The sequence below is a fragment of the Pseudomonas sp. 3MAES_34.3B genome, assembly GCF_058145875.1.
The window spans coordinates 1,922,391-1,946,868 of sequence record NZ_CM176960.1; the positions used below are offsets into that span (position 1 = coordinate 1,922,391).

17 protein-coding genes, 2 tRNA genes, 3 rRNA genes and 1 pseudogene are annotated in these 24,478 nt (G+C 59.9%); 14 read left to right on the forward strand and 9 right to left on the reverse strand.

Annotated features, from left to right (window positions below):
- The first annotated feature begins 200 nt into the window (after positions 1-200).
- The 5 genes from AC3Z8Y_RS08440 (at position 201) to rrf (ending at position 5,428) form a co-directional block, all read left to right on the forward strand.
- Positions 201-1,737 (forward strand): 16S ribosomal RNA (locus AC3Z8Y_RS08440).
- A gap of 166 nt (positions 1,738-1,903) precedes the next feature.
- Positions 1,904-1,980, forward strand: a tRNA-Ile gene (locus AC3Z8Y_RS08445).
- A gap of 7 nt (positions 1,981-1,987) precedes the next feature.
- A tRNA-Ala gene (locus AC3Z8Y_RS08450) sits at positions 1,988-2,063 on the forward strand.
- Positions 2,064-2,299: 236 nt separating this feature from the next.
- A 23S ribosomal RNA gene (locus AC3Z8Y_RS08455) occupies positions 2,300-5,187 on the forward strand.
- 125 nt (positions 5,188-5,312) lie between these two features.
- A 5S ribosomal RNA gene (gene rrf / locus AC3Z8Y_RS08460) occupies positions 5,313-5,428 on the forward strand.
- The 16S, 23S and 5S rRNA genes sit together here with 2 tRNA genes alongside, the layout of an rRNA operon.
- 109 nt (positions 5,429-5,537) lie before the next feature.
- On the opposite strand, the gene queD is transcribed toward rrf, so the two are convergent.
- Positions 5,538-5,894: a 6-carboxytetrahydropterin synthase QueD gene (gene queD, locus AC3Z8Y_RS08465; RefSeq protein WP_490089288.1), complete on the reverse strand. Its 357-nt coding sequence runs from the start codon at positions 5,892-5,894 to the stop codon at positions 5,538-5,540.
- 162 nt (positions 5,895-6,056) lie between these two features.
- Between queD and AC3Z8Y_RS08470 the strand changes: the two genes are divergently transcribed.
- From AC3Z8Y_RS08470 to AC3Z8Y_RS08510, 9 genes and pseudogenes are all read left to right on the forward strand, one after another.
- On the forward strand, positions 6,057-6,359 hold the full coding sequence (locus AC3Z8Y_RS08470) for a PepSY domain-containing protein (RefSeq protein WP_490089289.1): 303 nt from the start codon (positions 6,057-6,059) through the stop codon (positions 6,357-6,359).
- Positions 6,360-7,028 (forward strand): response regulator transcription factor, encoded by a 669-nt coding sequence (locus tag AC3Z8Y_RS08475; protein WP_490089290.1) that lies wholly within the window; start codon positions 6,360-6,362, stop codon positions 7,026-7,028.
- Positions 7,025-8,365: a sensor histidine kinase gene (locus AC3Z8Y_RS08480; protein WP_490089291.1), complete on the forward strand. Its 1,341-nt coding sequence runs from the start codon at positions 7,025-7,027 to the stop codon at positions 8,363-8,365. Before AC3Z8Y_RS08475 ends, AC3Z8Y_RS08480 begins: the two co-directional genes overlap by 4 nt.
- Positions 8,366-8,400: 35 nt before the next feature.
- Positions 8,401-8,922: pseudogene (locus AC3Z8Y_RS08485) on the forward strand (cache domain-containing protein); the annotation flags it as partial.
- A gap of 117 nt (positions 8,923-9,039) precedes the next feature.
- Positions 9,040-10,080, forward strand: a complete 1,041-nt coding sequence (locus AC3Z8Y_RS08490; RefSeq protein WP_490089962.1) for a methyl-accepting chemotaxis protein — start codon at positions 9,040-9,042, stop codon at positions 10,078-10,080.
- A gap of 105 nt (positions 10,081-10,185) precedes the next feature.
- The gene (locus tag AC3Z8Y_RS08495; RefSeq protein WP_490089292.1) at positions 10,186-11,262 is read left to right on the forward strand and encodes an AI-2E family transporter; all 1,077 of its coding nucleotides are present in this window, start codon (positions 10,186-10,188) and stop codon (positions 11,260-11,262) included.
- A gap of 69 nt (positions 11,263-11,331) precedes the next feature.
- Positions 11,332-13,224 carry a penicillin-binding protein 2 gene (gene mrdA / locus AC3Z8Y_RS08500; RefSeq protein ID WP_490089293.1) on the forward strand — a complete coding sequence of 631 codons (1,893 nt, stop codon included), beginning with the start codon at positions 11,332-11,334 and terminating at the stop codon, positions 13,222-13,224.
- Between the two features lie 142 nt (positions 13,225-13,366).
- Positions 13,367-13,966: an NAD(P)H:quinone oxidoreductase gene (gene wrbA, locus AC3Z8Y_RS08505; protein ID WP_490089294.1), complete on the forward strand. Its 600-nt coding sequence runs from the start codon at positions 13,367-13,369 to the stop codon at positions 13,964-13,966.
- A gap of 42 nt (positions 13,967-14,008) precedes the next feature.
- Complete coding sequence (locus AC3Z8Y_RS08510; RefSeq protein WP_490089295.1) at positions 14,009-14,407, forward strand: VOC family protein; 399 nt, start codon at positions 14,009-14,011, stop codon at positions 14,405-14,407.
- Between the two features lie 71 nt (positions 14,408-14,478).
- On the opposite strand, the gene nuoN is transcribed toward AC3Z8Y_RS08510, so the two are convergent.
- The 8 genes from nuoN to nuoG are packed head-to-tail and all read right to left on the reverse strand — an operon-like array spanning position 14,479 to position 24,471.
- On the reverse strand, positions 14,479-15,948 hold the full coding sequence (gene nuoN, locus AC3Z8Y_RS08515) for an NADH-quinone oxidoreductase subunit NuoN (RefSeq protein ID WP_490089296.1): 1,470 nt from the start codon (positions 15,946-15,948) through the stop codon (positions 14,479-14,481).
- Positions 15,949-15,954: 6 nt separating this feature from the next.
- Positions 15,955-17,487, reverse strand: coding sequence for an NADH-quinone oxidoreductase subunit M (gene nuoM, locus AC3Z8Y_RS08520; protein ID WP_490089297.1), 1,533 nt, complete (start codon positions 17,485-17,487; stop codon positions 15,955-15,957).
- Between the two features lie 40 nt (positions 17,488-17,527).
- Entirely contained in the window at positions 17,528-19,378 is a 1,851-nt protein-coding gene (nuoL, locus tag AC3Z8Y_RS08525) for an NADH-quinone oxidoreductase subunit L (protein WP_490089298.1), read from the reverse strand.
- A complete protein-coding gene (gene nuoK / locus AC3Z8Y_RS08530) occupies positions 19,375-19,683 on the reverse strand; it encodes an NADH-quinone oxidoreductase subunit NuoK (RefSeq protein WP_181117782.1) in 309 nt (102 codons plus the stop codon). The genes nuoL and nuoK overlap by 4 nt, the downstream gene beginning before the upstream one ends.
- A gap of 3 nt (positions 19,684-19,686) precedes the next feature.
- On the reverse strand, positions 19,687-20,187 hold the full coding sequence (gene nuoJ / locus AC3Z8Y_RS08535; RefSeq protein ID WP_040263820.1) for an NADH-quinone oxidoreductase subunit J: 501 nt from the start codon (positions 20,185-20,187) through the stop codon (positions 19,687-19,689).
- Between the two features lie 9 nt (positions 20,188-20,196).
- The gene (gene nuoI, locus AC3Z8Y_RS08540) at positions 20,197-20,745 is read right to left on the reverse strand and encodes an NADH-quinone oxidoreductase subunit NuoI (protein ID WP_181117784.1); all 549 of its coding nucleotides are present in this window, start codon (positions 20,743-20,745) and stop codon (positions 20,197-20,199) included.
- A gap of 10 nt (positions 20,746-20,755) precedes the next feature.
- Positions 20,756-21,757 carry an NADH-quinone oxidoreductase subunit NuoH gene (gene nuoH / locus AC3Z8Y_RS08545; RefSeq protein WP_181117785.1) on the reverse strand — a complete coding sequence of 334 codons (1,002 nt, stop codon included), beginning with the start codon at positions 21,755-21,757 and terminating at the stop codon, positions 20,756-20,758.
- Positions 21,754-24,471: an NADH-quinone oxidoreductase subunit NuoG gene (gene nuoG, locus AC3Z8Y_RS08550; RefSeq protein WP_490089299.1), complete on the reverse strand. Its 2,718-nt coding sequence runs from the start codon at positions 24,469-24,471 to the stop codon at positions 21,754-21,756. The genes nuoH and nuoG overlap by 4 nt, the downstream gene beginning before the upstream one ends.
- Positions 24,472-24,478 lie beyond the last annotated feature (7 nt).

The window sequence follows — 24,478 nt, forward strand, 5'->3', positions numbered from 1 at the left end:
GAAGCGAACAGCTCAGCCAACCGCTCTTTAACAAATGAATCAAGCAATTCGTGTGGGTGCTTGTGAGTTGGACTGATTGTCACAATGATTATCAGCATCACAAGAACTCAAACGAAGAAATTCGAATTGAGTGGCTTCCTTCGGGAAGTCTTGCGATTGCTGAGCCAAGTTTAGGGTTTTCTCAAAACCCAAGCAGTATTGAACTGAAGAGTTTGATCATGGCTCAGATTGAACGCTGGCGGCAGGCCTAACACATGCAAGTCGAGCGGATGATGGGAGCTTGCTCCCGGATTCAGCGGCGGACGGGTGAGTAATGCCTAGGAATCTGCCTGGTAGTGGGGGACAACGTTTCGAAAGGAACGCTAATACCGCATACGTCCTACGGGAGAAAGTGGGGGACCTTCGGGCCTCACGCTATCAGATGAGCCTAGGCCGGATTAGCTAGTTGGTGAGGTAAAGGCTCACCAAGGCGACGATCCGTAACTGGTCTGAGAGGATGATCAGTCACACTGGAACTGAGACACGGTCCAGACTCCTACGGGAGGCAGCAGTGGGGAATATTGGACAATGGGCGAAAGCCTGATCCAGCCATGCCGCGTGTGTGAAGAAGGTCTTCGGATTGTAAAGCACTTTAAGTTGGGAGGAAGGGCAGTAAGCGAATACCTTGCTGTTTTGACGTTACCGACAGAATAAGCACCGGCTAACTCTGTGCCAGCAGCCGCGGTAATACAGAGGGTGCAAGCGTTAATCGGAATTACTGGGCGTAAAGCGCGCGTAGGTGGTTTGTTAAGTTGAATGTGAAATCCCCGGGCTCAACCTGGGAACTGCATCCAAAACTGGCAAGCTAGAGTACGGTAGAGGGTGGTGGAATTTCCTGTGTAGCGGTGAAATGCGTAGATATAGGAAGGAACATCAGTGGCGAAGGCGACCACCTGGACTGATACTGACACTGAGGTGCGAAAGCGTGGGGAGCAAACAGGATTAGATACCCTGGTAGTCCACGCCGTAAACGATGTCAACTAGCCGTTGGGAGCCTTGAGCTCTTAGTGGCGCAGCTAACGCATTAAGTTGACCGCCTGGGGAGTACGGCCGCAAGGTTAAAACTCAAATGAATTGACGGGGGCCCGCACAAGCGGTGGAGCATGTGGTTTAATTCGAAGCAACGCGAAGAACCTTACCAGGCCTTGACATCCAATGAACTTTCCAGAGATGGATTGGTGCCTTCGGGAACATTGAGACAGGTGCTGCATGGCTGTCGTCAGCTCGTGTCGTGAGATGTTGGGTTAAGTCCCGTAACGAGCGCAACCCTTGTCCTTAGTTACCAGCACGTTAAGGTGGGCACTCTAAGGAGACTGCCGGTGACAAACCGGAGGAAGGTGGGGATGACGTCAAGTCATCATGGCCCTTACGGCCTGGGCTACACACGTGCTACAATGGTCGGTACAGAGGGTCGCCAAGCCGCGAGGTGGAGCTAATCTCACAAAACCGATCGTAGTCCGGATCGCAGTCTGCAACTCGACTGCGTGAAGTCGGAATCGCTAGTAATCGCGAATCAGAACGTCGCGGTGAATACGTTCCCGGGCCTTGTACACACCGCCCGTCACACCATGGGAGTGGGTTGCACCAGAAGTAGCTAGTCTAACCTTCGGGGGGACGGTTACCACGGTGTGATTCATGACTGGGGTGAAGTCGTAACAAGGTAGCCGTAGGGGAACCTGCGGCTGGATCACCTCCTTAATCGACGACACAGCCGCCCATAAGCACCCACACGAATTGCTTGATTCCTTGTAAAAGACGATTAGGTGAAAGCCTCGTGCCGGTCTGTCGCTCAGTTGGTTGGAGCGCACCCCATGCTTTTGGATAAAGAGCAGGGTGAGGTCGGCGTGCAGCAACCCAGTAATTTGGGTCTGTAGCTCAGTTGGTTAGAGCGCACCCCTGATAAGGGTGAGGTCGGCAGTTCGAATCTGCCCAGACCCACCAGTTGTTTGGGGCCATAGCTCAGCTGGGAGAGCGCCTGCCTTGCACGCAGGAGGTCAGCGGTTCGATCCCGCTTGGCTCCACCACCTTCATCGGTCAAAGCTTAGAAATGAGCATTCCCTCGGTCCGAGACCTGAATGTTGATTTCTGATCTTTTTCAGAATCGTTCTTTAAAAATTTGGGTATGTGATAGAAAGATAGACTGGACAGCACTTTCACTGGTGTGTGTTCAGGCTAAGGTAAAATTTGTGAGTTGAATCGCGAATTTTCGGCGAATGTTGTCTTCACCACCGTACGATCCCGAGATTGCTTGGGGTTATATGGTCAAGTGAATAAGCGCATACGGTGGATGCCTTGGCAGTCAGAGGCGATGAAAGACGTGGTAGCCTGCGATAAGCTTCGGGGAGTCGGCAAACAGACTTTGATCCGGAGATCTCTGAATGGGGGAACCCACTCAGCACAAGCTGAGTATCTTGTACTGAATCCATAGGTGCAAGAGGCGAACCAGGGGAACTGAAACATCTAAGTACCCTGAGGAAAAGAAATCAACCGAGATTCCCTTAGTAGTGGCGAGCGAACGGGGACCAGCCCTTAAGTTGATTTGAGATTAGCGGAACGCTCTGGAAAGTGCGGCCATAGTGGGTGATAGCCCTGTACGCGAAAATCTCTTGTCAATGAAATCGAGTAGGACGGAGCACGAGAAACTTTGTCTGAACATGGGGGGACCATCCTCCAAGGCTAAATACTACTGACTGACCGATAGTGAACCAGTACCGTGAGGGAAAGGCGAAAAGAACCCCGGAGAGGGGAGTGAAATAGATCCTGAAACCGTATGCGTACAAGCAGTGGGAGCAGACTTGTTCTGTGACTGCGTACCTTTTGTATAATGGGTCAGCGACTTATATTCAGTGGCGAGCTTAACCGAATAGGGGAGGCGTAGCGAAAGCGAGTCTTAATAGGGCGTTTAGTCGCTGGGTATAGACCCGAAACCGGGCGATCTATCCATGGGCAGGTTGAAGGTTAGGTAACACTGACTGGAGGACCGAACCGACTACCGTTGAAAAGTTAGCGGATGACCTGTGGATCGGAGTGAAAGGCTAATCAAGCTCGGAGATAGCTGGTTCTCCTCGAAAGCTATTTAGGTAGCGCCTCATGTATCACTGTAGGGGGTAGAGCACTGTTTCGGCTAGGGGGTCATCCCGACTTACCAAACCGATGCAAACTCCGAATACCTACAAGTGCCGAGCATGGGAGACACACGGCGGGTGCTAACGTCCGTCGTGAAAAGGGAAACAACCCAGACCGTCAGCTAAGGTCCCAAAGTTATGGTTAAGTGGGAAACGATGTGGGAAGGCTTAGACAGCTAGGAGGTTGGCTTAGAAGCAGCCACCCTTTAAAGAAAGCGTAATAGCTCACTAGTCGAGTCGGCCTGCGCGGAAGATGTAACGGGGCTCAAACCATACACCGAAGCTACGGGTGTCACGCAAGTGACGCGGTAGAGGAGCGTTCTGTAAGCCTGTGAAGGTCAGTTGAGAAGCTGGCTGGAGGTATCAGAAGTGCGAATGCTGACATGAGTAACGACAATGCGAGTGAAAAACTCGCACGCCGAAAAACCAAGGTTTCCTGCGCAACGTTAATCGACGCAGGGTTAGTCGGTCCCTAAGGCGAGGCTGAAAAGCGTAGTCGATGGAAAACAGGTTAATATTCCTGTACTTCTGGTTACTGCGATGGAGGGACGGAGAAGGCTAGGCCAGCCTGGCGTTGGTTGTCCAGGTTTAAGGTGGTAGGCTGGGATCTTAGGTAAATCCGGGATCCTTAGGCCGAGAGCTGATGACGAGTGCCTTCGGGCATGAAGTGGTCGATGCCATGCTTCCAGGAAAAGCTTCTAAGCTTCAGGTAACCAGGAACCGTACCCCAAACCGACACAGGTGGTTGGGTAGAGAATACCAAGGCGCTTGAGAGAACTCGGGTGAAGGAACTAGGCAAAATGGCACCGTAACTTCGGGAGAAGGTGCGCCGGCGAAGGTGAAGGGCTTGCCCCGTAAGCTTTTGCCGGTCGAAGATACCAGGCCGCTGCGACTGTTTATTAAAAACACAGCACTCTGCAAACACGAAAGTGGACGTATAGGGTGTGACGCCTGCCCGGTGCCGGAAGGTTAATTGATGGGGTTAGCGCAAGCGAAGCTCTTGATCGAAGCCCCGGTAAACGGCGGCCGTAACTATAACGGTCCTAAGGTAGCGAAATTCCTTGTCGGGTAAGTTCCGACCTGCACGAATGGCGTAACGATGGCGGCGCTGTCTCCACCCGAGACTCAGTGAAATTGAAATCGCTGTGAAGATGCAGTGTATCCGCGGCTAGACGGAAAGACCCCGTGAACCTTTACTATAGCTTTGCACTGGACTTTGAGCTTGCTTGTGTAGGATAGGTGGGAGGCTATGAAGCGTGGACGCCAGTCTGCGTGGAGCCATCCTTGAAATACCACCCTGGCAACCTTGAGGTTCTAACTCAGGTCCGTTATCCGGATCGAGGACAGTGTATGGTGGGTAGTTTGACTGGGGCGGTCTCCTCCCAAAGAGTAACGGAGGAGTACGAAGGTGCGCTCAGACCGGTCGGAAATCGGTCGTAGAGTATAAAGGCAAAAGCGCGCTTGACTGCGAGACAGACACGTCGAGCAGGTACGAAAGTAGGTCTTAGTGATCCGGTGGTTCTGTATGGAAGGGCCATCGCTCAACGGATAAAAGGTACTCCGGGGATAACAGGCTGATACCGCCCAAGAGTTCATATCGACGGCGGTGTTTGGCACCTCGATGTCGGCTCATCACATCCTGGGGCTGAAGCCGGTCCCAAGGGTATGGCTGTTCGCCATTTAAAGTGGTACGCGAGCTGGGTTTAGAACGTCGTGAGACAGTTCGGTCCCTATCTGCCGTGGACGTTTGAGATTTGAGAGGGGCTGCTCCTAGTACGAGAGGACCGGAGTGGACGAACCTCTGGTGTTCCGGTTGTCACGCCAGTGGCATTGCCGGGTAGCTATGTTCGGAAGAGATAACCGCTGAAAGCATCTAAGCGGGAAACTTGCCTCAAGATGAGATCTCACTGGAGCCTTGAGCTCCCTGAAGGGCCGTCGAAGACTACGACGTTGATAGGTGGGGTGTGTAAGCGCTGTGAGGCGTTGAGCTAACCCATACTAATTGCCCGTGAGGCTTGACCATATAACACCCAAGCAATCTGTGTAAGCACAGAGCGCGGCGGTGAAGACACACCGAAAATTGGCGACATCACAAACATCACATACCCAGATTCGCGACCGCGTGCAAACGGGGCCGCTACCGAATTTCTTGACGACCATAGAGCATTGGAACCACCTGATCCCATCCCGAACTCAGCAGTGAAACGATGCATCGCCGATGGTAGTGTGGGGTTTCCCCATGTGAGAGTAGGTCATCGTCAAGATTCAAACCCAGAACCCCTGATCGCCCTGCGATCGGGGGTTTTGTCTTTTCAGGGCTACGCTCGGGAAGAAAAAAACCGCGACAGCGGCCGCGGTTTCATAAAGGCGGGATCAATCGCCGGTGTATTCGCAACCACTGGTGCACGTTTCGTGGATACGGACCTTACTGAGCTCTGGGAGCAGCGGTTTCAATGCCTGCCAGATCCACACCGCCAGGTTCTCACTGGTCGGGTTTTCAAGGCCCGGAATATCGTTCAGATAATTATGATCGAGCTGTTCGTAGATCGGTTTGAACACTGCCTTGATCTCGGAAAAGTCCCGGATCCACCCGGTATGAGCATCAACCGGCCCTGTCAGGTGAATGCCTACCTTGAACGAATGGCCGTGCAACCGCCCGCACTTATGCCCATCGGGGACATTTGGCAACTTGTGCGCCGACTCAAACGTGAATTCCTTGAAAATTTCCACGCAACGGTACCCATAACAAATGCAAAGCGCGATTCTACCACCCGAGGCTTGGGGAGTCCGCTTCAGCTTCGTTTAAGGGCTGCGGGTTACCCTTGATGCTTTCAACGATCCAGTGCGCGGAGGCTTCCAATATTCGCTGCCTGAACCTCTCGAGGAAATCCAATGTCTTTCGTGCGCGTGATCTGCCTGCTGGGCCTGCTGCCAGTGACAGCTGTCACGGCACATGATCTCGGCCAGGACGAAGCCCTGCGCCTGCGCCTGGAAGGTGTGATCATGCCCTTGGACGTACTCACTGCCGACGCCATCAGCCGCCATCCTGGTTCAGCTTTGCTCGAAGTGGAACTGGAAGAGGACAAGGGCCGGTATACCTATGAAATTGAGGTCGTATTGCCTGGCGGTCTGGTTCGCGAACTGGAATACGACGCTACGAGCGGCAAGCTGCTCGTAGACAAGGATGATGACTGAATGCGGGTACTGTTGGTCGAAGACTCCGTTCCGCTCGCCGACGAGCTGCTTGCGCTGTTGAGCGGCAAGGGCTATGCAGTGGACTGGCTGGCCGATGGCCGGGACGCGCTGGTCCAAGGGCAGGTAGAGCCCTACGACTGCGCGGTGTTGGACCTTGGGCTGCCAGGTATGCCCGGGCTTGAGGTGTTGGCCCGGTGGCGTCAGGAAGGCGTTGCGCTACCCGTGCTGGTGCTAACGGCCCGGGGTTCCTGGGCCGAGCGTATCGAAGGCTTGAAGGCGGGCGCCGACGATTACCTCAGCAAGCCCTTTCATCCTGAGGAGCTGCTACTTCGCATCCAGTCGTTGCTACGACGCTCCAAGGGCCTGCCGAACCAGCCTCGGCTGGAGGCGGGCGGATTGGTGCTGGACGAAGCCACGCAAAGTGTGGGCATCGGATCGAACACTATCAGCCTCACCGCAGCAGAGTTTCGCCTGCTGCGTTACTTCATGCTGCATCCCGGGAGAATTCTGTCCAAAGCGCACTTGGCGGAGCACCTCTACGACGGCGAGAACGAGCGGGGTTCGAATGTCCTTGAAGTGCATGTGAACCACCTGCGCGGCAAACTGGGCAAGGCGGTGATCGAAACCCGGCGAGGGCAGGGCTATCGGTTGGGTAGGTGTGGCGAATGAGGTCACTGCAAGCCCGGCTGAGTGTTGGCCTGCTGGGGGTATTGCTGGTAGGAGGGCTGATATTCGCGCAGGCAGGGTTGTGGCTTTTTGAAAAAGGTATAGAGAAATACCTCGAAGATAATTTGCGAAGCCAAAGCGAAAACCTGCTGCTGGGCCTGACGCGTGGGCCTGAAGGTGTCGAACTGATCGAAGAACGCGTACTGCCCGCCTACCAGCGCGCCTACTCGGGCTATTACTTTCAAATCACGTTACCTGATACTCAGCTCCGCTCCCGCTCCCTATGGGACGCGCAATTGCCTCAACTCGCCTCGCCGGGGCTAGGCCGTGCCACCGGGCCCGAGGGCCAGCAGCTGATTCTTCTGCGTGCGGACTATCGTCGGCTGGGCATGGCGCTGTCTATTACGGTAGCCCAGGACTACAGCCCCATTCGTGACAGCTTCGCACGCTTGCGCCACTGGGGCCTGGCATTTGGTGTGGTCCTGCTGTTGCTGGTGCTTGGCTTGCAACGGCTGATCGTCACGGGGGCTTTGCGGCCATTGGAGGCGGCACGGGCGCAGTTGGCGCAATTGCAGCAAGGCCAGCGCAGCCAGTTGCAAGTAAGGGTGCCGCTGGAGCTGGAGCCTTTGGTTACGCAGATCAACCATCTGCACGCCCACACCGAAGACAGCCTCAAGAAAGCCCGTACTGCGCTCGGCAACCTGGGCCATGCGCTGAAGACGCCGCTTGCGGTGCTGTTCAGCCAAGCCAATGGCCCACGTCTGGATGACGACCCGGCCCTCCGCCGCGTACTGCTCGAGCAGCTTGAACATCTACAATCCCGGCTGGACAAAGAACTGGCCCGGGCCCGCCTGGCCGGCGACGCGCTACCAGGCACGCCCCTGGACTGCACCGTCGAGCTTCCAGGCTTGTTCGCTACCTTGCGCGCTATCCATGGTGAGCATCTGCAGCTCGACTGGCACGCACCGCCGGGCCTGGTATTGCCCTGGGACCGGGAAGATCTTCTCGAATTACTGGGTAACCTGCTGGATAACGCCTGCAAGTGGGCAGACAGCCAAGTGCTGCTGACAGTGACGGGCGACGCTCAAGGTTATCGCCTCTGTGTGGATGACGACGGCCCGGGCATACCCGCCGACGCTCGCGAGCAGGTACTGGGCCGGGGGGAACGGCTGGATGAGCGTACCGAGGGGCATGGCCTGGGCCTGGGCATCGTGAAGGATATCGTCCAGGCCTGCCACGGTAAGCTTTGCCTTGCGGACAGTCATCTGGGCGGGTTGCGCGCGAGCGTTTGTCTGCCCCGCCGTGGTGCAAGCTCAACTTTCCACGGGCAGGGCCGATAAGCCGAGTATTCCTTTTCTGCCTGTGAGAGTTTCCCATGCGCCTTAGCTTGAAGGGCAAGGTCCTGTCCGTTGCCGTTGTGCCTGTCGTGCTGTTTGCGTTGATCATCAGCCTGTGCACCCTGTGGATCTTGCGCCAACAGGCTGCGCAGGAAGTGCAGGAAACCCGTGAGCGTTACATCACCGACGCCCGGGCATCCTTGCAAAACTACGTTGCGGTGGCGCTGGGCACCGTCAGGCCGATCTATGACGCCGCTGACGGCAACGATACAGCGGCCCGGGCCCAAGTCGTGAAAATGCTTTCCACCGTCACCTACGGCAAGGATGGCTACTTCTTCGGCTACGATTCCCAAGCCGTGCGCCTGTTCAAGGGCAATAGCAGCGAAGGTGTTGGCCAAAGCTTCATCGACGCCAAAGACCCCAACGGTGTCTACGTGAACCGCGAGCTGGTGAACGTAGGCAAGAACGGCACCCACTTCGTCAACTATTCTTCGAGCCTTCCTGGCAGCCAGAAGCTCGTGCCCAAGCTCGCCTATACCGAATACCTGCCTAAGTGGGACATGGTGATTGGCACCGCGGTCAACCTGGACGGCATCGACGCTCAGCTCGCTCAGGTGCGTGAGGCTGTGCATGCCCGCACTATCGACATGCTCATGACCATCGTAGGTATCGCATTGGTGCTGGTACTGATCATCGCTTCGATTGGGCTGCTGCTGGCACGTAACATTCTGCGCCCGCTCATGCTGATGAAGCAGAGCCTGGACGACATTGCAGCCGGCGAAGGCGACCTTACCCGCCGGTTGCCTATCACCAGCCAGGACGAGCTGGGCGCGCTGGCCGGGTCCTTCAATCGCTTCGCGGAGAAGATTCACGGCCTGGTGCGCCAGATCGCAACCATGACCGGGGAACTCACCGGCCTGGTCAGCGAAGTGGCCGATCAGGCCCAGCGCTCTGAGCGCGCCATGGAGCGCCAGCGCCAGGAGACAGATCAAGTGGCCACTGCCGTCAACGAAATGTCCGGCGCGGCGCAGGAAGTGGCTCGCAGCGCACAAGGCGCCGCCACGGCGGCTCAGGAAACCGACAACGAAGGACGTCAGGCCAAGCAGGTGGTGGACGGCAGTGTCGCCCAGATCCACTCGCTGATTGCCGATATCCGCTTGAGCGGCAACTCCCTCGACACCCTGCAGAACGACGTGCGCTCCATTGTCAGCGTGCTTGGCGTTATCCGCTCGATTGCCGATCAAACCAACCTGCTGGCGCTCAACGCGGCGATCGAAGCAGCGCGGGCAGGGGAAGCTGGGCGTGGGTTCGCGGTGGTGGCGGACGAAGTACGCGCGCTGGCCAGCCGCACTCAGCAAAGCACCCAGGAAATTCAAGGCATGATCGACCGCCTTGAGAAGGGCACTCGCGACGCCGTGGACGCCATGCGACGCTCCAGCGAGGCTGGCGAGGGCACCAGCGTTCGCGCCAATGAGGCCGGCCGTTCCCTGGACGCCATGGGCAGCCTGATTGCGACCATCAGCAACATGAACGCGCAGATCGCAACCGCTGCCGAAGAGCAGACCGCTGTGGTGGAGGAAATCAACCGCAGCGTTCATCAGATTGCCGGTGCGGTGGATCAGGTGGCTGATGAAACCCGTCAGGGCGCGGAGACATCCCGCAAGCTGGCAGCCCTGGGCCAGGGCCTCGGGCGGCTGGTTGCGCAGTTCCGGATCTGAGCTGAGAGTTCTGCGCTACGATCGAGGGCACTATCCCAGGCGTAGCCGGACTAACCTTCAGGCGCTCCATGAGGGGCGCTGAAGGCAAGCCGACATGGAACGCGCATGAACGAAACCAACCTCCAATACAAGACACTCCTGGTGCTGCTTGTACTGGTCACCCTCGCTTTTATCTGGATACTCCTTCCCTACTACGGCGCCGTTTTCTGGGCAGTGATCCTGGGCATTCTGTTCGCGCCGCTGCAGCGCAAGCTCATTCAACGCTATAAGTGGAGCCGCAACGCCACCTCGGTGGTCACGCTTGGCGTATGCGTGCTGGTCGCGGTACTCCCCGTGATCATCATCAGCGCCTTGCTGGTGCAGGAGGGCACCAGCGTTTACAAAAGTATCCAGAGCGGCGAGCTGGACGTGGCCAGTTACATGAGCCACTTCAAGCATGCCTTGCCCACCCCGGCGCAGCACCTGTTGGACCGCATGGGCATGGGTAACCTCGACGGCCTGCGGGAAAAGATTACCTCCCGCGCCATGCAGGGCAGCGAAGCCCTTACGTCCCAGGCCTTCAGCTTTGGCCAAGGCACCCTCGACTTCATTGTCAGTTTCGGGGTGATGCTCTATCTCGTGTTCTTTTTCCTGCGCGACGGCCCAGAGCTTGTGCGCAAAGTGCGCCTGGCGGTACCTCTGGCGGAACACCAGAAGCGCCGGTTACAGCTCAAGTTCACCCGGGTGGTACGAGCCACGGTGAAAGGCAACATGCTGGTTGCCATTTCCCAGGGCGCACTGGGCGGGCTGATCTTCTGGATACTGGACATCCCCAGCGCGCTGCTATGGGCGGTATTGATGGCATTTCTTTCATTATTACCCGCAGTGGGCGCCGGGGTAGTATGGGCGCCGGTGGCGGTTTACTTCATGCTTGACGGCGAAATGTGGCGGGGCGTAGTGCTCACGCTTTATGGCATTTTCGTGATCGGCCTGGTCGACAATGTGCTTCGGCCCCTTCTGGTAGGCAAGGACACAAAGCTTCCAGACTACCTGGTGCTGATTTCCACCCTCGGTGGGCTCGCGGTCTTCGGCCTTAACGGGTTCGTGATCGGCCCGCTGATCGCGGCGCTGTTCGTGTCGAGCTGGAGCATCTTCGTCGGCAATCGCCCCACCATACAATTGCCCCCCGACCTGCAACGGTGAACCGCGTGATGTACGAATCGAGCGTTCGCCGCCGGCGGGCGCTTCGATTTGTACACATGAGCGGTGCCAATGCCAGATCCGATTCCCTTAAAGGACCACGACAAGGAACAACGCCTGGTCAACGGCCGCCTGGTCGCTTGTGCGGTTCTGGTGCTGGGCCTGGCGTTCGCCCTGGTGGCCCGGTTGTATTTCCTGCAAGTGGTTCAATACGACTACCACTCGACCATTTCCGAAAATAACCGCGTGCACGTACTGCCAATCCCGCCGGAACGCGGGTTGATCTACGACCGCAACGGCGTAGTGCTGGCCAACAACCGCCCCAGCTTCAACCTTACCCTTACCCGTGAGCGCGCCGGGGACTCCGCACATGTTCTCGATACCCTGGCGAGTATTCTTCAATTACCCGAGGAGCAGCGTCGCCAGTTCGACAAGGACATGCGTCGCGCCCGGCATCCCTTCGAGCCGGTTACCCTCATGTATGAACTGACCGAAGAGCAGATTGCGCTGATTGCGGTAAACCAGTTCCTGCTGCCGGGGCTGGATGTGGAGGCGCAGTTCGTGCGCGAGTACCCATTGGGCGAACAGTTTGCCCATTCCCTCGGCTACGTGGGGCGCATCAACGAGAACGAAGCCAAGGTGCTGGACCCGGTGGAATATCGCGGTACTCAGTCTGTTGGCAAAACGGGGGTGGAACGCTTCTATGAACCCGCGCTGCACGGGCACGTCGGGTTCGAGGAAGTGGAAACCAACGCCCAGGGACGTGTGATGCGGGTGCTTCGCCACACCGACCCGGTAGCAGGCAAGAACATCACACTCACCCTCGATGCGAACCTGCAGCTGGCTGCGGAAAAAGCCTTGGGCGGCCGCCGCGGGGCGATCGTGGCGCTGGACCCGCAGAACGGCGACGTGCTGGCGATGGTGAGTGAGCCCAGTTTCGATCCCAACCTGTTTGTCACCGGGATCAGCTTCAAGCAATACACCGCGTTGCGTGACTCCATCGACCGGCCGCTGTTCAACCGCGTGCTCCGGGGGCTGTATGCCCCAGGCTCGACCATCAAGCCGGAAGTGGCGGTCGCGGGGCTTGATAGCGGCGTGATCACACCGGCCACCCGGGTGTTCGACCCCGGGTACTACGAGCTGCCCAACTACGACCATAAGTACCGCAACTGGAACCGCAGTGGTGATGGCTGGGTAGACCTCTATGCAGCGATCATGCGGTCCAACGATACCTATTTCTATGAAACTGCCCACCGGCTGGGGATCGACCGCCTGCATGACTACCTTAGCCGGTTCGGCATCGGCCAGAAGGTGTCGCTCGACATGTTCGAAGAAGCGCCAGGCCTGATGCCTTCCGAGCAATGGAAGCGCGCAACCCGCCGGCAGCCGTGGTTCCCCGGCGAAACGCTGATCCTGGGGATCGGCCAGGGTTATATGCAGGTAACGCCGTTGCAGTTGGCCCAAGCGACGTCGTTGATTGCCAGCAAGGGCGTGTGGCATCGGCCACACCTGGCCGAAACCATTGGCGGCGAACCCCCGGTCGATACCAACCCGATGCCCAACATCGTATTGCGCGACCCTGGCGAATGGGAGCAGGTGAATCGCGGCATGCAAGCGGTGCTGCATGACCCCAGGGGGATCGCCCGGCAATCGGCAGTCGGGGCCCAATACCGTATTGCGGGCAAGAGCGGCACCGCGCAGGTGGTCGCCATTCGCCAAGGGGAGCGCTACAACCGGGAAAAAACCCAGGAGCGCAACCGGGATAACGCGCTGTTCGTAGGCTTTGCCCCGGCCGAGAACCCGAAGATCGTGGTGGCGGTGATGATCGAGAACGGTGAGGCGGGCGGCCGGGTTGCCGGCCCGGTGGTTCGCGAAGTGCTCGACGCCTGGCTGCTGGACCAGAGCGGCCACCTCAAGCCGCAGTACGCCAGCCCTGCGCTGCCAGTGAAATCACCGGCCAGTTGAGTGCCAGCTACACTCGCAGGGCAGCGGCGGGATTCAGCGTTTCGATCAAACCGTTCGAATCAACCCGTTTTTATCCTGTCTCTGGCTGTGCGAAGTTCATGAGTCCGCGCCATGCCGGTGCGGCACATCAAGGAGCGCCTCTGTGGCTAAAGTTCTCGTTCTCTACTACTCCACCTACGGGCATATCGAAACCATGGCCAATGCCATTGCCGAAGGCGCCCGTAGCGCCGGCGCGACGGTGGACGTCAAACGCGTACCCGAAACTGCTCCGGCGCAAGTAGCGCAAGCCGCCCACTTCAAGCTCGATCAGGCAGCGCCCGTCGCAACGGTACAGGAGCTGGCGGACTACGATGCGATCATCCTTGGAAGCCCGACCCGTTTCGGCCGTGTAAGCAGCCAGATGGCCGCCTTCCTCGATCAGGCAGGTGGGCTGTGGGCGGCAGGGAAGTTCAACGGCAAGGTTGGCGCGGCCTTTACTTCCACGGCTAGCCAGCATGGCGGCCAGGAGACCACGCTGTTCTCGCTGATCACCAACCTTCTGCATTTCGGCATGGTCATCGTAGGGCTGCCCTATAGCCATCAAGGGCAAATGAACATGGATGAAATCGTCGGCGGCGCCCCCTACGGCGCGACCACCATTGCTTCGGGTGACGGCTCGCGCCAGCCCAGTGAAATCGAATTGGCGGGCGCACGCCATCAGGGCGAGCTGGTAGCCAAGACAGCGGCCAAACTGTTCAGCTGATGCTTGTCGCCCGGCCGGGGCGTACTTGCCTGAGGGTGCATCATGTTCTCCCACATTATCGTCGGCGCTCGTGACTTGAACCGCCTGGTGGCATTTTATGACCGTGTGCTTCGCGAGCTGGGCCTGGTGCCCATGTCGGAAGAAGACGACGGTGGCCCTCCGGGCAAGGGCTGGCAATTGCCGGGGCGGCGCTGGCCGCAGTTCTTCGTGCAAGAGCCCTTCAACGGCCAACCCGCTTCACCCGGTAATGGCACCCAGGTCAGTTTTGCTTGTACCAGCCGGGACCAAGTAGATGCCGCCTGGGCAGCCGCGCTGGCCAACGGCGGTAGCGACGAGGGCTCGCCGGGGGTGCGGGTGCGGTATGCTCCGGATTACTACGGCGCCTACTGCCGCGACCCGGAAGGCAACAAGCTGTGCTTCGTTCACGCGGCGGGCCTGTAATCCTTCTCCGTGAACAATAAAAAAACCCCGCCGGCAGTGCCAGGCGGGGTTTTTTGTTCAAGCCAACCGGCTTAGCCCATCAGATGAATCCCCGCATGCTGCACCAGGTCCACCAATGGCTGAGGGTAAACCCCCAGTACGAAGGCCAGGATGGCGATGGCCAGCAGCATTACGCCACCGGTTCGCTGCTCCCAGTTCATCGGGGCGTCCTGGCGAGGGATGCTCGATTCCATCAGGTACAGGGTCACCATCACGCGCAGGTAGTAGAACAGGCCTATGGCGCTGCCCAGTACCAGTGCGCCCACCAGCCACCACAGGCCGGACTCGACACCGGCTGCCATGATGTAGAACTTGCCGATGAAGCCTGCGGTGAGCGGGATGCCCGCCAAGGACAGCATCATCACTGTCAGCACTGCAGTGAGGTATGGGCGGCGCCAGAACAGCCCGCGGTACTCGAACAGCGCATCGGCGTCGCGGCCTTTGTACGGGGAAGACATCAGCGTGATCACGCCGAACGCACCCAGGCTGGTGATGACATAGGTGGCCAGGTATACGCCAATGGCTTCAACGGCCAAGCCCTTGCTCGCTACCAGCGCGATCAACAGGTAACCGAAGTGGGCAATGGAAGAGTAACCCAACAGCCGCTTGAGGTTGGTCTGGTTCAGTGCCAGCAGGTTGCCGACCACGATCGAAGCGATGGCAATCGCACTTAGTACTACGTTCAGTACACCGCTGCTCCCGGCCGGGGACAGCTGGAAGAGCCTCACGATCACTGCGAACACCGCGACCTTGCTGGCGGTGGCCAGGAAGGCCGCCACCGGTGCAGGTGCGCCTTCGTAGACGTCGGGGGTCCACAGGTGGAAGGGCACCAGCGACAGCTTGAATGCCAGGCCCACCAGCATCATGCCCAGACCCAATTGCGCCATCAGGCTCGGCATGCCGGTCGCCGCGAGCGCGGCACCAATACCGGAGAAGCTCAGCGTACCAGCGTCGGCATACAGCAGCGCCATGCCGAACAACAGGAACGCCGAGCCGGCTGCCGACAGCACCATGTACTTGATACCGGCTTCCAGCGAGCGCTTGTTGAAGTACGCATACGCTACCAGCCCGTACACTGGCACCGACAGCAGTTCCAGCCCGATGAACAGCGCCGACAGCTGTTGCGCACACACCAGCACCAACCCTCCGGCGGCTGCCAGCAGGATCAGCAGGTACAGCTCTTCACGGTTGCCCGGGTAGCCAGTGCCACCATCGCCCAGGTAGGCGTGGGCGAGGGTGACGCAGGCCAGGGTGGCGATCAGGATCAGCGCCATGTACAGGCACGCGAAGTTGTCGACTTGCAGCAACGCAGTCACGCTCATCGGCGTGATCTTGAGCACTGGCAGGATCGACAGCAGCGCCAGGTTAAGGCCCGCGCAGGACAGCAGGAACGTTTGTGAATGGTTACGGCGCCAGGCGATCGCCAGCATCACCACCACGATGGTGACGCTGGTGATCAGCAGCGGCGCCAGTGCCAGAAAGTGTTGAGAGGTCAGTTCCATTACAGGTTACCGGGCCGATGCAAGTTGAGAGAAAGCCGAGCCGAACCACTGCTGCACGCCGGCCATGGTTGCGGCCGAGGTGTCCAGCACCGGTTGTGGGTACACGCCCAGCAGCACCAGCAGCACCGCCAGCAGCAGGATCATCGCCAGCTCACGGCCGTCCATGCCGTGCAGCACGGTGTCCGACTTTGCCGGGCCGAAGTAGGCCCGGTGAATCATGATCAGCGCGTACACCGAACCCACTACCAGGCCGAAGGTTGCAACGGTGGTTACCCAAGGCGCGACCGCGAAGCTGCCCAGCAGGATCAGGAACTCACCCACGAAGTTACCGGTGCCCGGAAGCCCCAGCGATGCCGCGGCGAAGAACAGGCTGATGGCCGGCAGGTAGCTGATACGCGACCACAGCCCGCCCATTTCGCGCATGTCACGGGTATGCAAGCGCTCATACAGCTGGCCGCTGAGGATAAACAGCGCCGCGGCGGACAAACCGTGGGCGACCATCTGTACCACAGCGCCTTGCAGCGCTTGCTGGCTGCCGGAGTAGATCCCGATCAGCACAAAGCCCATGTGAGACACGCTGGAGTAGGCGATCAGGCGCTTGATATCGGTTTGCGCAAACGCCAGGAAGGCGCCGTAGAAGATGCCAACCAGGCCCAGGCCCATGGCGATGGGGGCGAACTCGGCCGAGGCGTTGGGGAACAGCGGCAGGGCAAAGCGCAGCAAGCCGTAGGCGGCGGTTTTCAGCAAGATACCCGCCAGGTCCACGGAACCCGCCGTTGGCGCCTGGGCGTGGGCATCAGGCAGCCAGGAGTGCACGGGCACTACCGGCAGCTTCACGGCGAAGGCGACGAAGAAGCCCAGCATCAGCAGGTATTCGGTACCGGCCGGCAGGTGCGCCTTGAGCAGGTCACTGTAGTTGAAGGTAATCACGCCGGTGGTGTTGTAGTTCACCAGCACCAGGCCAAGGATCGCCACCAGCATGATCAGGCCGCTGGCCTGAGTGAAGATGAAGAACTTGGTGGCAGCGTAGATCCGCGTGCGCTTGCCGTCCGACGAGCTATGACCCCAGAGCGCGATGAGGAAGTACATCGGCACCAGCATCATTTCCCAGAAGAAGAAGAACAGGAACAGGTCCAGCGCGAGGAACACGCCAATCACCCCGCCCAGGATCCACATCAGGTTCAGGTGGAAGAAGCCCACATGGCGCTGGATCTCTTTCCAGGAACACAGTACGGACAATACACCCAACAGGCCGGTGAGCAGGATCATCAGCAGCGACAAGCCATCGAGCGCCAGATGCACGCTGATGCCGAAGCGCTGGATCCAGGCCAGCTTGAATTCCACGGCCCATACCGGGTCGGCCCCTGGCGCGGGCGCCAGGGAGTAATCGCCCTGGGACCAGAGCCAAAGCCCCAGTGCCAGTTCCAGGGACATGGTCAGCAATGCGATCCAGCGGGGGAGGGTGGCGCTAGAGCGCTCAGCCATCCAGCACAGAAGGCCGCCGATGAAGGGAATCAGGATCAGCCAAGGCAGAATCATGACGGGTTCGTTTCCTTTCGCAAATTCGCAAGGTTCATAGTCAGGCAGCCATTACCACGGCGCCCAGTACCAATACGGCACCGAAGGCGAGGGAGGCGGCATACCAGCGCAGCTGGCCGTTCTCGGTGCGGCTCATGACGGAATGCCCGCCTTTCACCAGCCGAGGCACCAGGCCAATGCCGCGATCCATCGGATCCCTGCGCAGCACGTGGCTGATCCACAAGTAAGGTTTCACCAGCAGCTTGTCGTAAATCCAATCGAAGCCCCAGGCCGCGAACCACCAGGCCGACAACACCCGGCCCGGGCCGCTGTTGGCGATGGCGGTGGCTACCCGACGCTTGCCCAGGAACAGCAGTGCCGACAGCAGAATGCCCGCCAGCGCGATGGCGCCGGAAGCAATCTCCAGGCTGTGCTTGGCTTCGCCGCCGGCATGGCCCGCGCTTTCAGGCAGCACGCCGGCCAGCGGTGGGTGGATCCAGGCGCCGATGAAGGTGGACAGTACCAGCAGCACGCCCAGCGGCAGCCAGTGGGAAATCCCGTGGCCTGGGTGAGCATCGGTCTTCGCTTCGCCATGGAAGGCGATGAAGATCAGGCGGAAGGTGTACAGCGAGGTCATGAACGCACCCACAAGCCCGGCATACAATAAACCGGTGTGGCCGCTGGCGAAGGCTTCCCAGAGGATCTCGTCCTTGGAGTAGAAGCCGGCAGTGAGGATCGGCAGGGCCGACAACGCCGCGCCGCCAACGATGAAGCAGGCATAGGCCAGTGGCAGCTTTTTCCACAGCCCGCCCATCTTGAAGATGTTCTGCTCGTGGTGGCAGCCGATGATCACCGCGCCCGAGGCAAGGAACAGCAGTGCCTTGAAGAAGGCGTGAGTCATCAGGTGGAAGATCGCGCCGTCCCACGCGCCCACGCCCAAGGCCAGGAACATGTAGCCGATCTGGCTCATGGTGGAGTAGGCGAGGATACGCTTGATGTCGGTTTGTACCAGCGCGGCGAAGCCTGCCAGTACCAGGGTCACGCCGCCGACGATGCCCACCAGGTGCAGGATGTCCGGCGCCAGAGTGAACAGGCCGTGGGTACGGGCGATCAGGTACACGCCCGCGGTCACCATGGTTGCCGCGTGGATCAGCGCCGAAACCGGGGTAGGGCCGGCCATCGCGTCTGCCAGCCAGGTTTGCAGCGGCAGCTGAGCGGATTTACCGACCGCGCCGCCCAGCAGCATCAAGGTGGCCAGCACGATCCAGAAGTCGCCCACCTTGAAGTGCTCGGGCGCCCGTACCAGCAGCTCCTGAATGTTCAACGTGCCCAGTTGCTGGAACAGGATGAACAAGCCGATGGCCATGAACACGTCGCCGATGCGGGTGACGATAAAGGCCTTGAGCGCCGCGTTGCCGTTGTTGCGGTTGCTGTAGTAGAAGCCGATCAGCAGGTAGCTGCACAGGCCCACGCCTTCCCAACCGAAGTAGATGAACAGCAGGTTGTCGCCCAGTATCAGGAACAACATGCTGGCGATGAACAGGTTGGTGTAGGAGAAGAAGCGCGAGTAACCCTCTTCACCGCGCATGTACCAGGACGCGAACAAGTGGATCAGGAAGCCCACGCCCACCACCACGCCCAGCATGGTGACCGAGAGGCCATCCAGGTAAAGCGTGAAGGTAGGCGCAAAGGTACCGACCGACATCCAGGTCCACAGCAGGTGGGTGTACACACCGCCGGGGGGCGGGGCCACGTTGAATTGCCAGATCACATAGGCGGCCACCACGGCGGACAGGCCCACCGAGCCCACGCCGATCAGTGCCGAGGTGTTCTCCGAGAAGCGCCCGCGGGAGAAGGACAGCACCAGCCATCCCGCCAGGGGAAAGACGAAAGTCAGAAAGAGTAGGTTCATCCGCGCATCTCACTGGCAGCGTCGATATCAAGCGTATGGAAGCGGCGATACAGCTGGATCAGGATCGCCAGGCCAATACTGGCTTCGGCCGCAGCCAGGCTGATCACCAGGATGAACATGATTTGCCCGTCCGGTTGCGCCCAGCGGCTGCCGGCAACGATGAATGCCAGTGCAGAGGCGTTCATCATGATTTCCAGGCTCATCAGCACAAAAAGGATGTTGCGGCGGACCAGCAGGCCCACCAGGCCGAGTACGAACAGCACGCCGGCGACGGCCAGGCCGTGTTCAAGAGGAATGGCTGGCATGGGTTACTCCTTCGCCTCGTTGCGGCCAATGTGGAAGGCCGTGATGGCCGCGGCCAGAAGCAGCATGGAGGCCAGCTCCACCGCCAGCAGGTAAGGGCCGAACAGGCTGATGCCCACGGCCTTGGGGCCGATGGTGGTTTCGCCGACCGGAATGTTGCCCGGGCCGGAGAACAGCACGTACATCAACTCCAGCAGCAACAGGGCAGCCAGCAGCATAGGGCCTGCCCAGATGCCAGGCTTGAACCACTCCCGCTCTTGATGGGCAGATGCGGTGCCCAGGTTGAGCATCATCACCACGAATACGAACAGCACCATGATCGCACCGGCATAGGCAATCACCTCCAGCACGCCCGCGAAGGGCGCGCCGAGGGCGAAGAAGGTCATGGCCACGGCGATGAGGGAGATGATCAGGTACAACAAGGCATGGACCGGATTGGTGCCGGTAATGACCCGAAGGGTCGCCAGCACCGCAACGCCAGAGGCGAAATAGAACGCGAATTCCATCTTTCTTCCTTAAGGCAGCAGGCTTTTCACGTTGATCGGCTCGGCTTCGTTCTGCGCGGCGCCTTTCGGCTTGCCGGCCACGGCCATGCCCGCGACGCGATAGAAGTTATAGTCCGGATTCTTGCCCGGGCCCGAGATCAGCAGGTCTTCCTTCTCGTACACCAGGTCCTGGCGCTTGTAGTCCGCCATTTCGAAATCGGGCGTAAGCTGGATGGCCGTGGTGGGGCAGGCTTCTTCGCACAGGCCGCAGAAAATGCAGCGCGAGAAGTTGATACGGAAGAACTCGGGGTACCAGCGTCCATCGTCCGTTTCAGCCTTTTGCAGGGAAATGCAGCCCACCGGGCAAGCAACCGCGCACAGGTTGCACGCCACGCAGCGTTCTTCGCCGTCCGGGTCCCGGGTGAGCACGATGCGGCCCCGATAGCGGGGCGGGAGGTAAACAGCCTCTTCCGGATACTGGAGGGTGTCACGCTTGCGGAAGCCATGACCGAAAATCATGATCAGGCTGCGCAGCTGGGTATAGGTGCCATGTACCACATGGCCGATATATTTGAACATGACGTTGTCCTCAAGCACCGGCCGGCGTGTTCAGCAACACGATCGCGGCGGTGACCAGCAAATTGATCAGGGTCAGCGGGAGGCAGAACTTCCAGCTGAAATCCATCACCTGGTCATAGCGCGGCCGTGGGATCGAAGCCCGCAGCAGGATGAACAGCATGATGAAGAAGGCGGTCTTGAGGGCGAACCACAGGAACGGTACCTGCGGCAGGATATCGAACGGGCCGTGCCAGCCGCCGAAGAACAGCGTGACCAGCAGCGCCGAGATCAGCACGATACCGATGTACTCGCCCACGAAGAACATGCCCCATTTCATGCCGGCATACTCGATGTGGTAACCGTCGGCCAGTTCCTGTTCCGCTTCAGGCTGGTCGAAGGGGTGACGGTGAGTCACGGCTACGCCGGCAATGAAGAAGGTACAGAAGCCGAAGAACTGCGGAATGATAAACCACAGGTTCTGCGCCTGGTACTCGACGATGTCGCGCATGTTGAACGACCCCGCCTGCACGATCACACCCATCAATGCCAGGCCCATGAACACCTCGTAGCTCACGGTTTGCGCCGAGGCCCGCAGGCTGCCGAGCAAGGCGTACTTGTTGTTGCTCGACCAACCGGCGAACAGCACCGCGTACACCGACAAGCCCGCCATGGCGAAGAAGAACAGCACGCCGATGTTCAGGTCCGCCACGCCCCAGGTGGGGGTGATCGGAATGACCGAGAAGGCGATCAGCAGTGCGCTCATGGCCACTACTGGCGCCAGGGTGAAGATCACCCGGTCCACGAAGGGCGGGTTCCAGTCTTCCTTGAAGAACATCTTCAACATGTCGGCAGCAATCTGGAACAGGCCGAACGGGCCAACGCGGTTTGGCCCGTAACGGTCCTGCCACCAGCCCAGCAGGCGGCGCTCGACAAAGCTGAGGAACGCGCCACAGACCACCACAGCCAGCAAAATGACGATGGACTTCACCACCGACACGATCACGTCGATCACTTCAGGCGTGAACCAGGTCATTGTGCTGCCTCCTGCAGGCCTTCAACCGTTAACCCACCAAAGGCCGGTGGAATCCCCGCCAAACCTTTGGGCAGCGCCACCAGGCCAGCGGCCAGTTGCTCATCCACGCGCAGCGGCAGGCGCAACTGCACCCCGCCGAGGCTAAGGCTCAGCAGTGCGCCATCGTTCACGCCCAGCCGGTCAGCTTCGGCCTTGGCCAGTGCCACGTACGCAGAGGGGATGCGGGACTGCACAGGCGCGGCACGGGAAGAGGTTTCTTCACTGCCGAACAGGTGGTAGTAAGGCACCGCCGTCCAGGTGCCGCGCGCCGGGGCGAACGCCGCTGGAATGCGAGTGAACCATGCCAGGTTGTCGCCCTGGGCTTCGATCAGGCGCACGCCGGGGTCGCCAGCGCGCAGATGGCCGCCCACTTCGTCCTGGAATTTGTTCCACGCTTGAGGCGAGTTCCAGCCCGGGGACCAGGCGAACGGCACCTGTTGGCGCAGTTCCTTGCTGCCCGAGTAACCTTCCATGGAGAAGGAGAACGCGCTGTCCACGTCCTGGCTGGTACGCGGTTCGTGCACGCTGATGTTGGCGCGCATGGCCGTACGGCCGGAGTAACGCAGCGGTTCACGCGCCAGCTTCAAGCCCTTGATGCGGAACGACGCAGACGGCGCTGCCTCCACAATGCGGGCCAGCTGCGGCGCGCTGGCGGCGCAGGCGGCGGTCACGTGGTCGAGCTGGGTCCAGTCGACCTTGCGCTCCAGCAGGGTTGCACGCAGGGCATGCAGCCAGCGCCAGCCTTCGTGGGTGAAGTTCTGCGGGTCAAGGTAGTTCGGGTCGAACACCTGGAAGAAGCGCTGTGCGCGGCCTTCCTGGCTGACCAGGGTGCCGTCGCCTTCGGCAAAGCTGGCTGCCGGCAGGATGAGGTCGGCGCGGTCGGTGGTCGCGGTTTGCTGATGGTCGGCAACGATCACTACCTTGGCGGCCGCCAGGGCGGCGTCTACCTTGGCTTTCGGAGCGCGGGTGTAGAGGTCGTTTTCCAATACCACCAACGCATCGGCGCGGCCTTCGATCAGGGCATCCAGCGCTGCGTCGAGGGACTCACCGCCGAGCATGGCCAGGCCCAGGCTGTTGGCTTCCGGCACGATCAGGCTGAGTGAGCCGGCCTTGGCGCGCAGGGCCAGTGCCTTGGCGATGTTGGCAGCGGCTTCGATCAGGCTGTCATTGCCCAGCGAGGTGCCGGACACGACCAGCGGGCGCTTGGCGTTCACCAGTGCATCGGCGATGCGTTGCGCCAGGCCAAGGGCTTCGTCATCCAGCCCCGATACTGCGGGTGCGCTGGCGTCGATGGCGTGGGCCACGGCGAAACCGATACGCGCCAGGTCTTCGGGCGACGCGTGTACGCATTCTTCGGCAACGTCATCGAGCTTGGTGTCGGTGAGGCTGGCGATGAACAGCGGGTACATCTCGTGCTGCCCGATGTTGTTCACCGCGGCGTTGAGCCAAGGCTGTACGCGCATGGCTTCGGCCATGGCCTCGGCCTTGCCTTTTACCGACTGGCGCAGCGCCAGGGCCATGCGGGCGGCGGTCTGGGTCAGGTCTTCGCCAAGTACGAAGACCGCGTCGTGGTCTTCCACGTCGCGCAGGCTAGGGATGGGCAGCGGGCTGTTGTTGAGCACGTTCAGCGCCAGGCGAATGCGGCTCAGCTCACCGGCTTCGATACCAGTGTGGTACCAGTCGGCGCCTACCAATTCACGCAGGGCGTAGTTGCTTTCGAGGCTGGCGCGCGGCGAGCCGATGCCCACGATGGTACGGCCGCTGAGCAATTGGGCAGCCTTGTCCAATGCCGCGTCCACGCCCAGCATGGTGCGTTCCTGGCCCAGCATCGGATGCTTGGGGCGATCCTTGCGGTTCACGTAGCCATAGCCGAAACGGCCGCGGTCACACAGGAAGTAGTGGTTCACCGAGCCGTTGTAGCGGTTCTCGATGCGGCGCAGTTCGCCATAACGCTCACCGGGGCTGATGTTGCAGCCGCTGGAGCAGCCGTGGCAGATGCTCGGGGCAAACTGCATGTCCCACTTGCGGTTGTAGCGCTCGGAGTGGGTTTTATCGGTGAACACACCGGTAGGGCAGACTTCGGTGAGGTTGCCGGAGAACTCGCTTTCGAGTACGCCATCTTCCACGCGGCCGAAGTAGACGTTGTCGTGCGCGCCGTACACACCCAGGTCGGTGCCGCCGGCGTAGTCCTTGTAGAACCGAACGCAGCGGTAGCAGGCGATGCAGCGGTTCATCTCGTGCGCGATGAACGGGCCCAGGTCCTGGTTCTGGTGGGTACGCTTGGTGAAGCGGTACCGGCGCTCGTTGTGGCCGGTCATCACGGTCATGTCTTGCAAGTGGCAATGGCCGCCTTCCTCGCACACGGGGCAGTCGTGCGGGTGGTTGGTCATCAGCCATTCGACAACACTGGCCCGGAATGCCTTGGATTCTTCATCATCGATGGAGATCCAGGTGTTGTCGGTGGCGGGTGTCATGCAGGACATGACGATGCGGCCACGGGTGTCGTTCTCGTCGTTGTATTGCTTCACTGCGCACTGGCGGCAGGCGCCGACGCTTCCCAGCGCCGGGTGCCAGCAGAAGTAGGGAATGTCGAGGCCGAGGGAGAGACATGCCTGTAGCAGGTTGTCCGCACCATCGACTTCGAGCGCTTTGCCGTCTACGTGGATAGTAGCCATGGTTCAA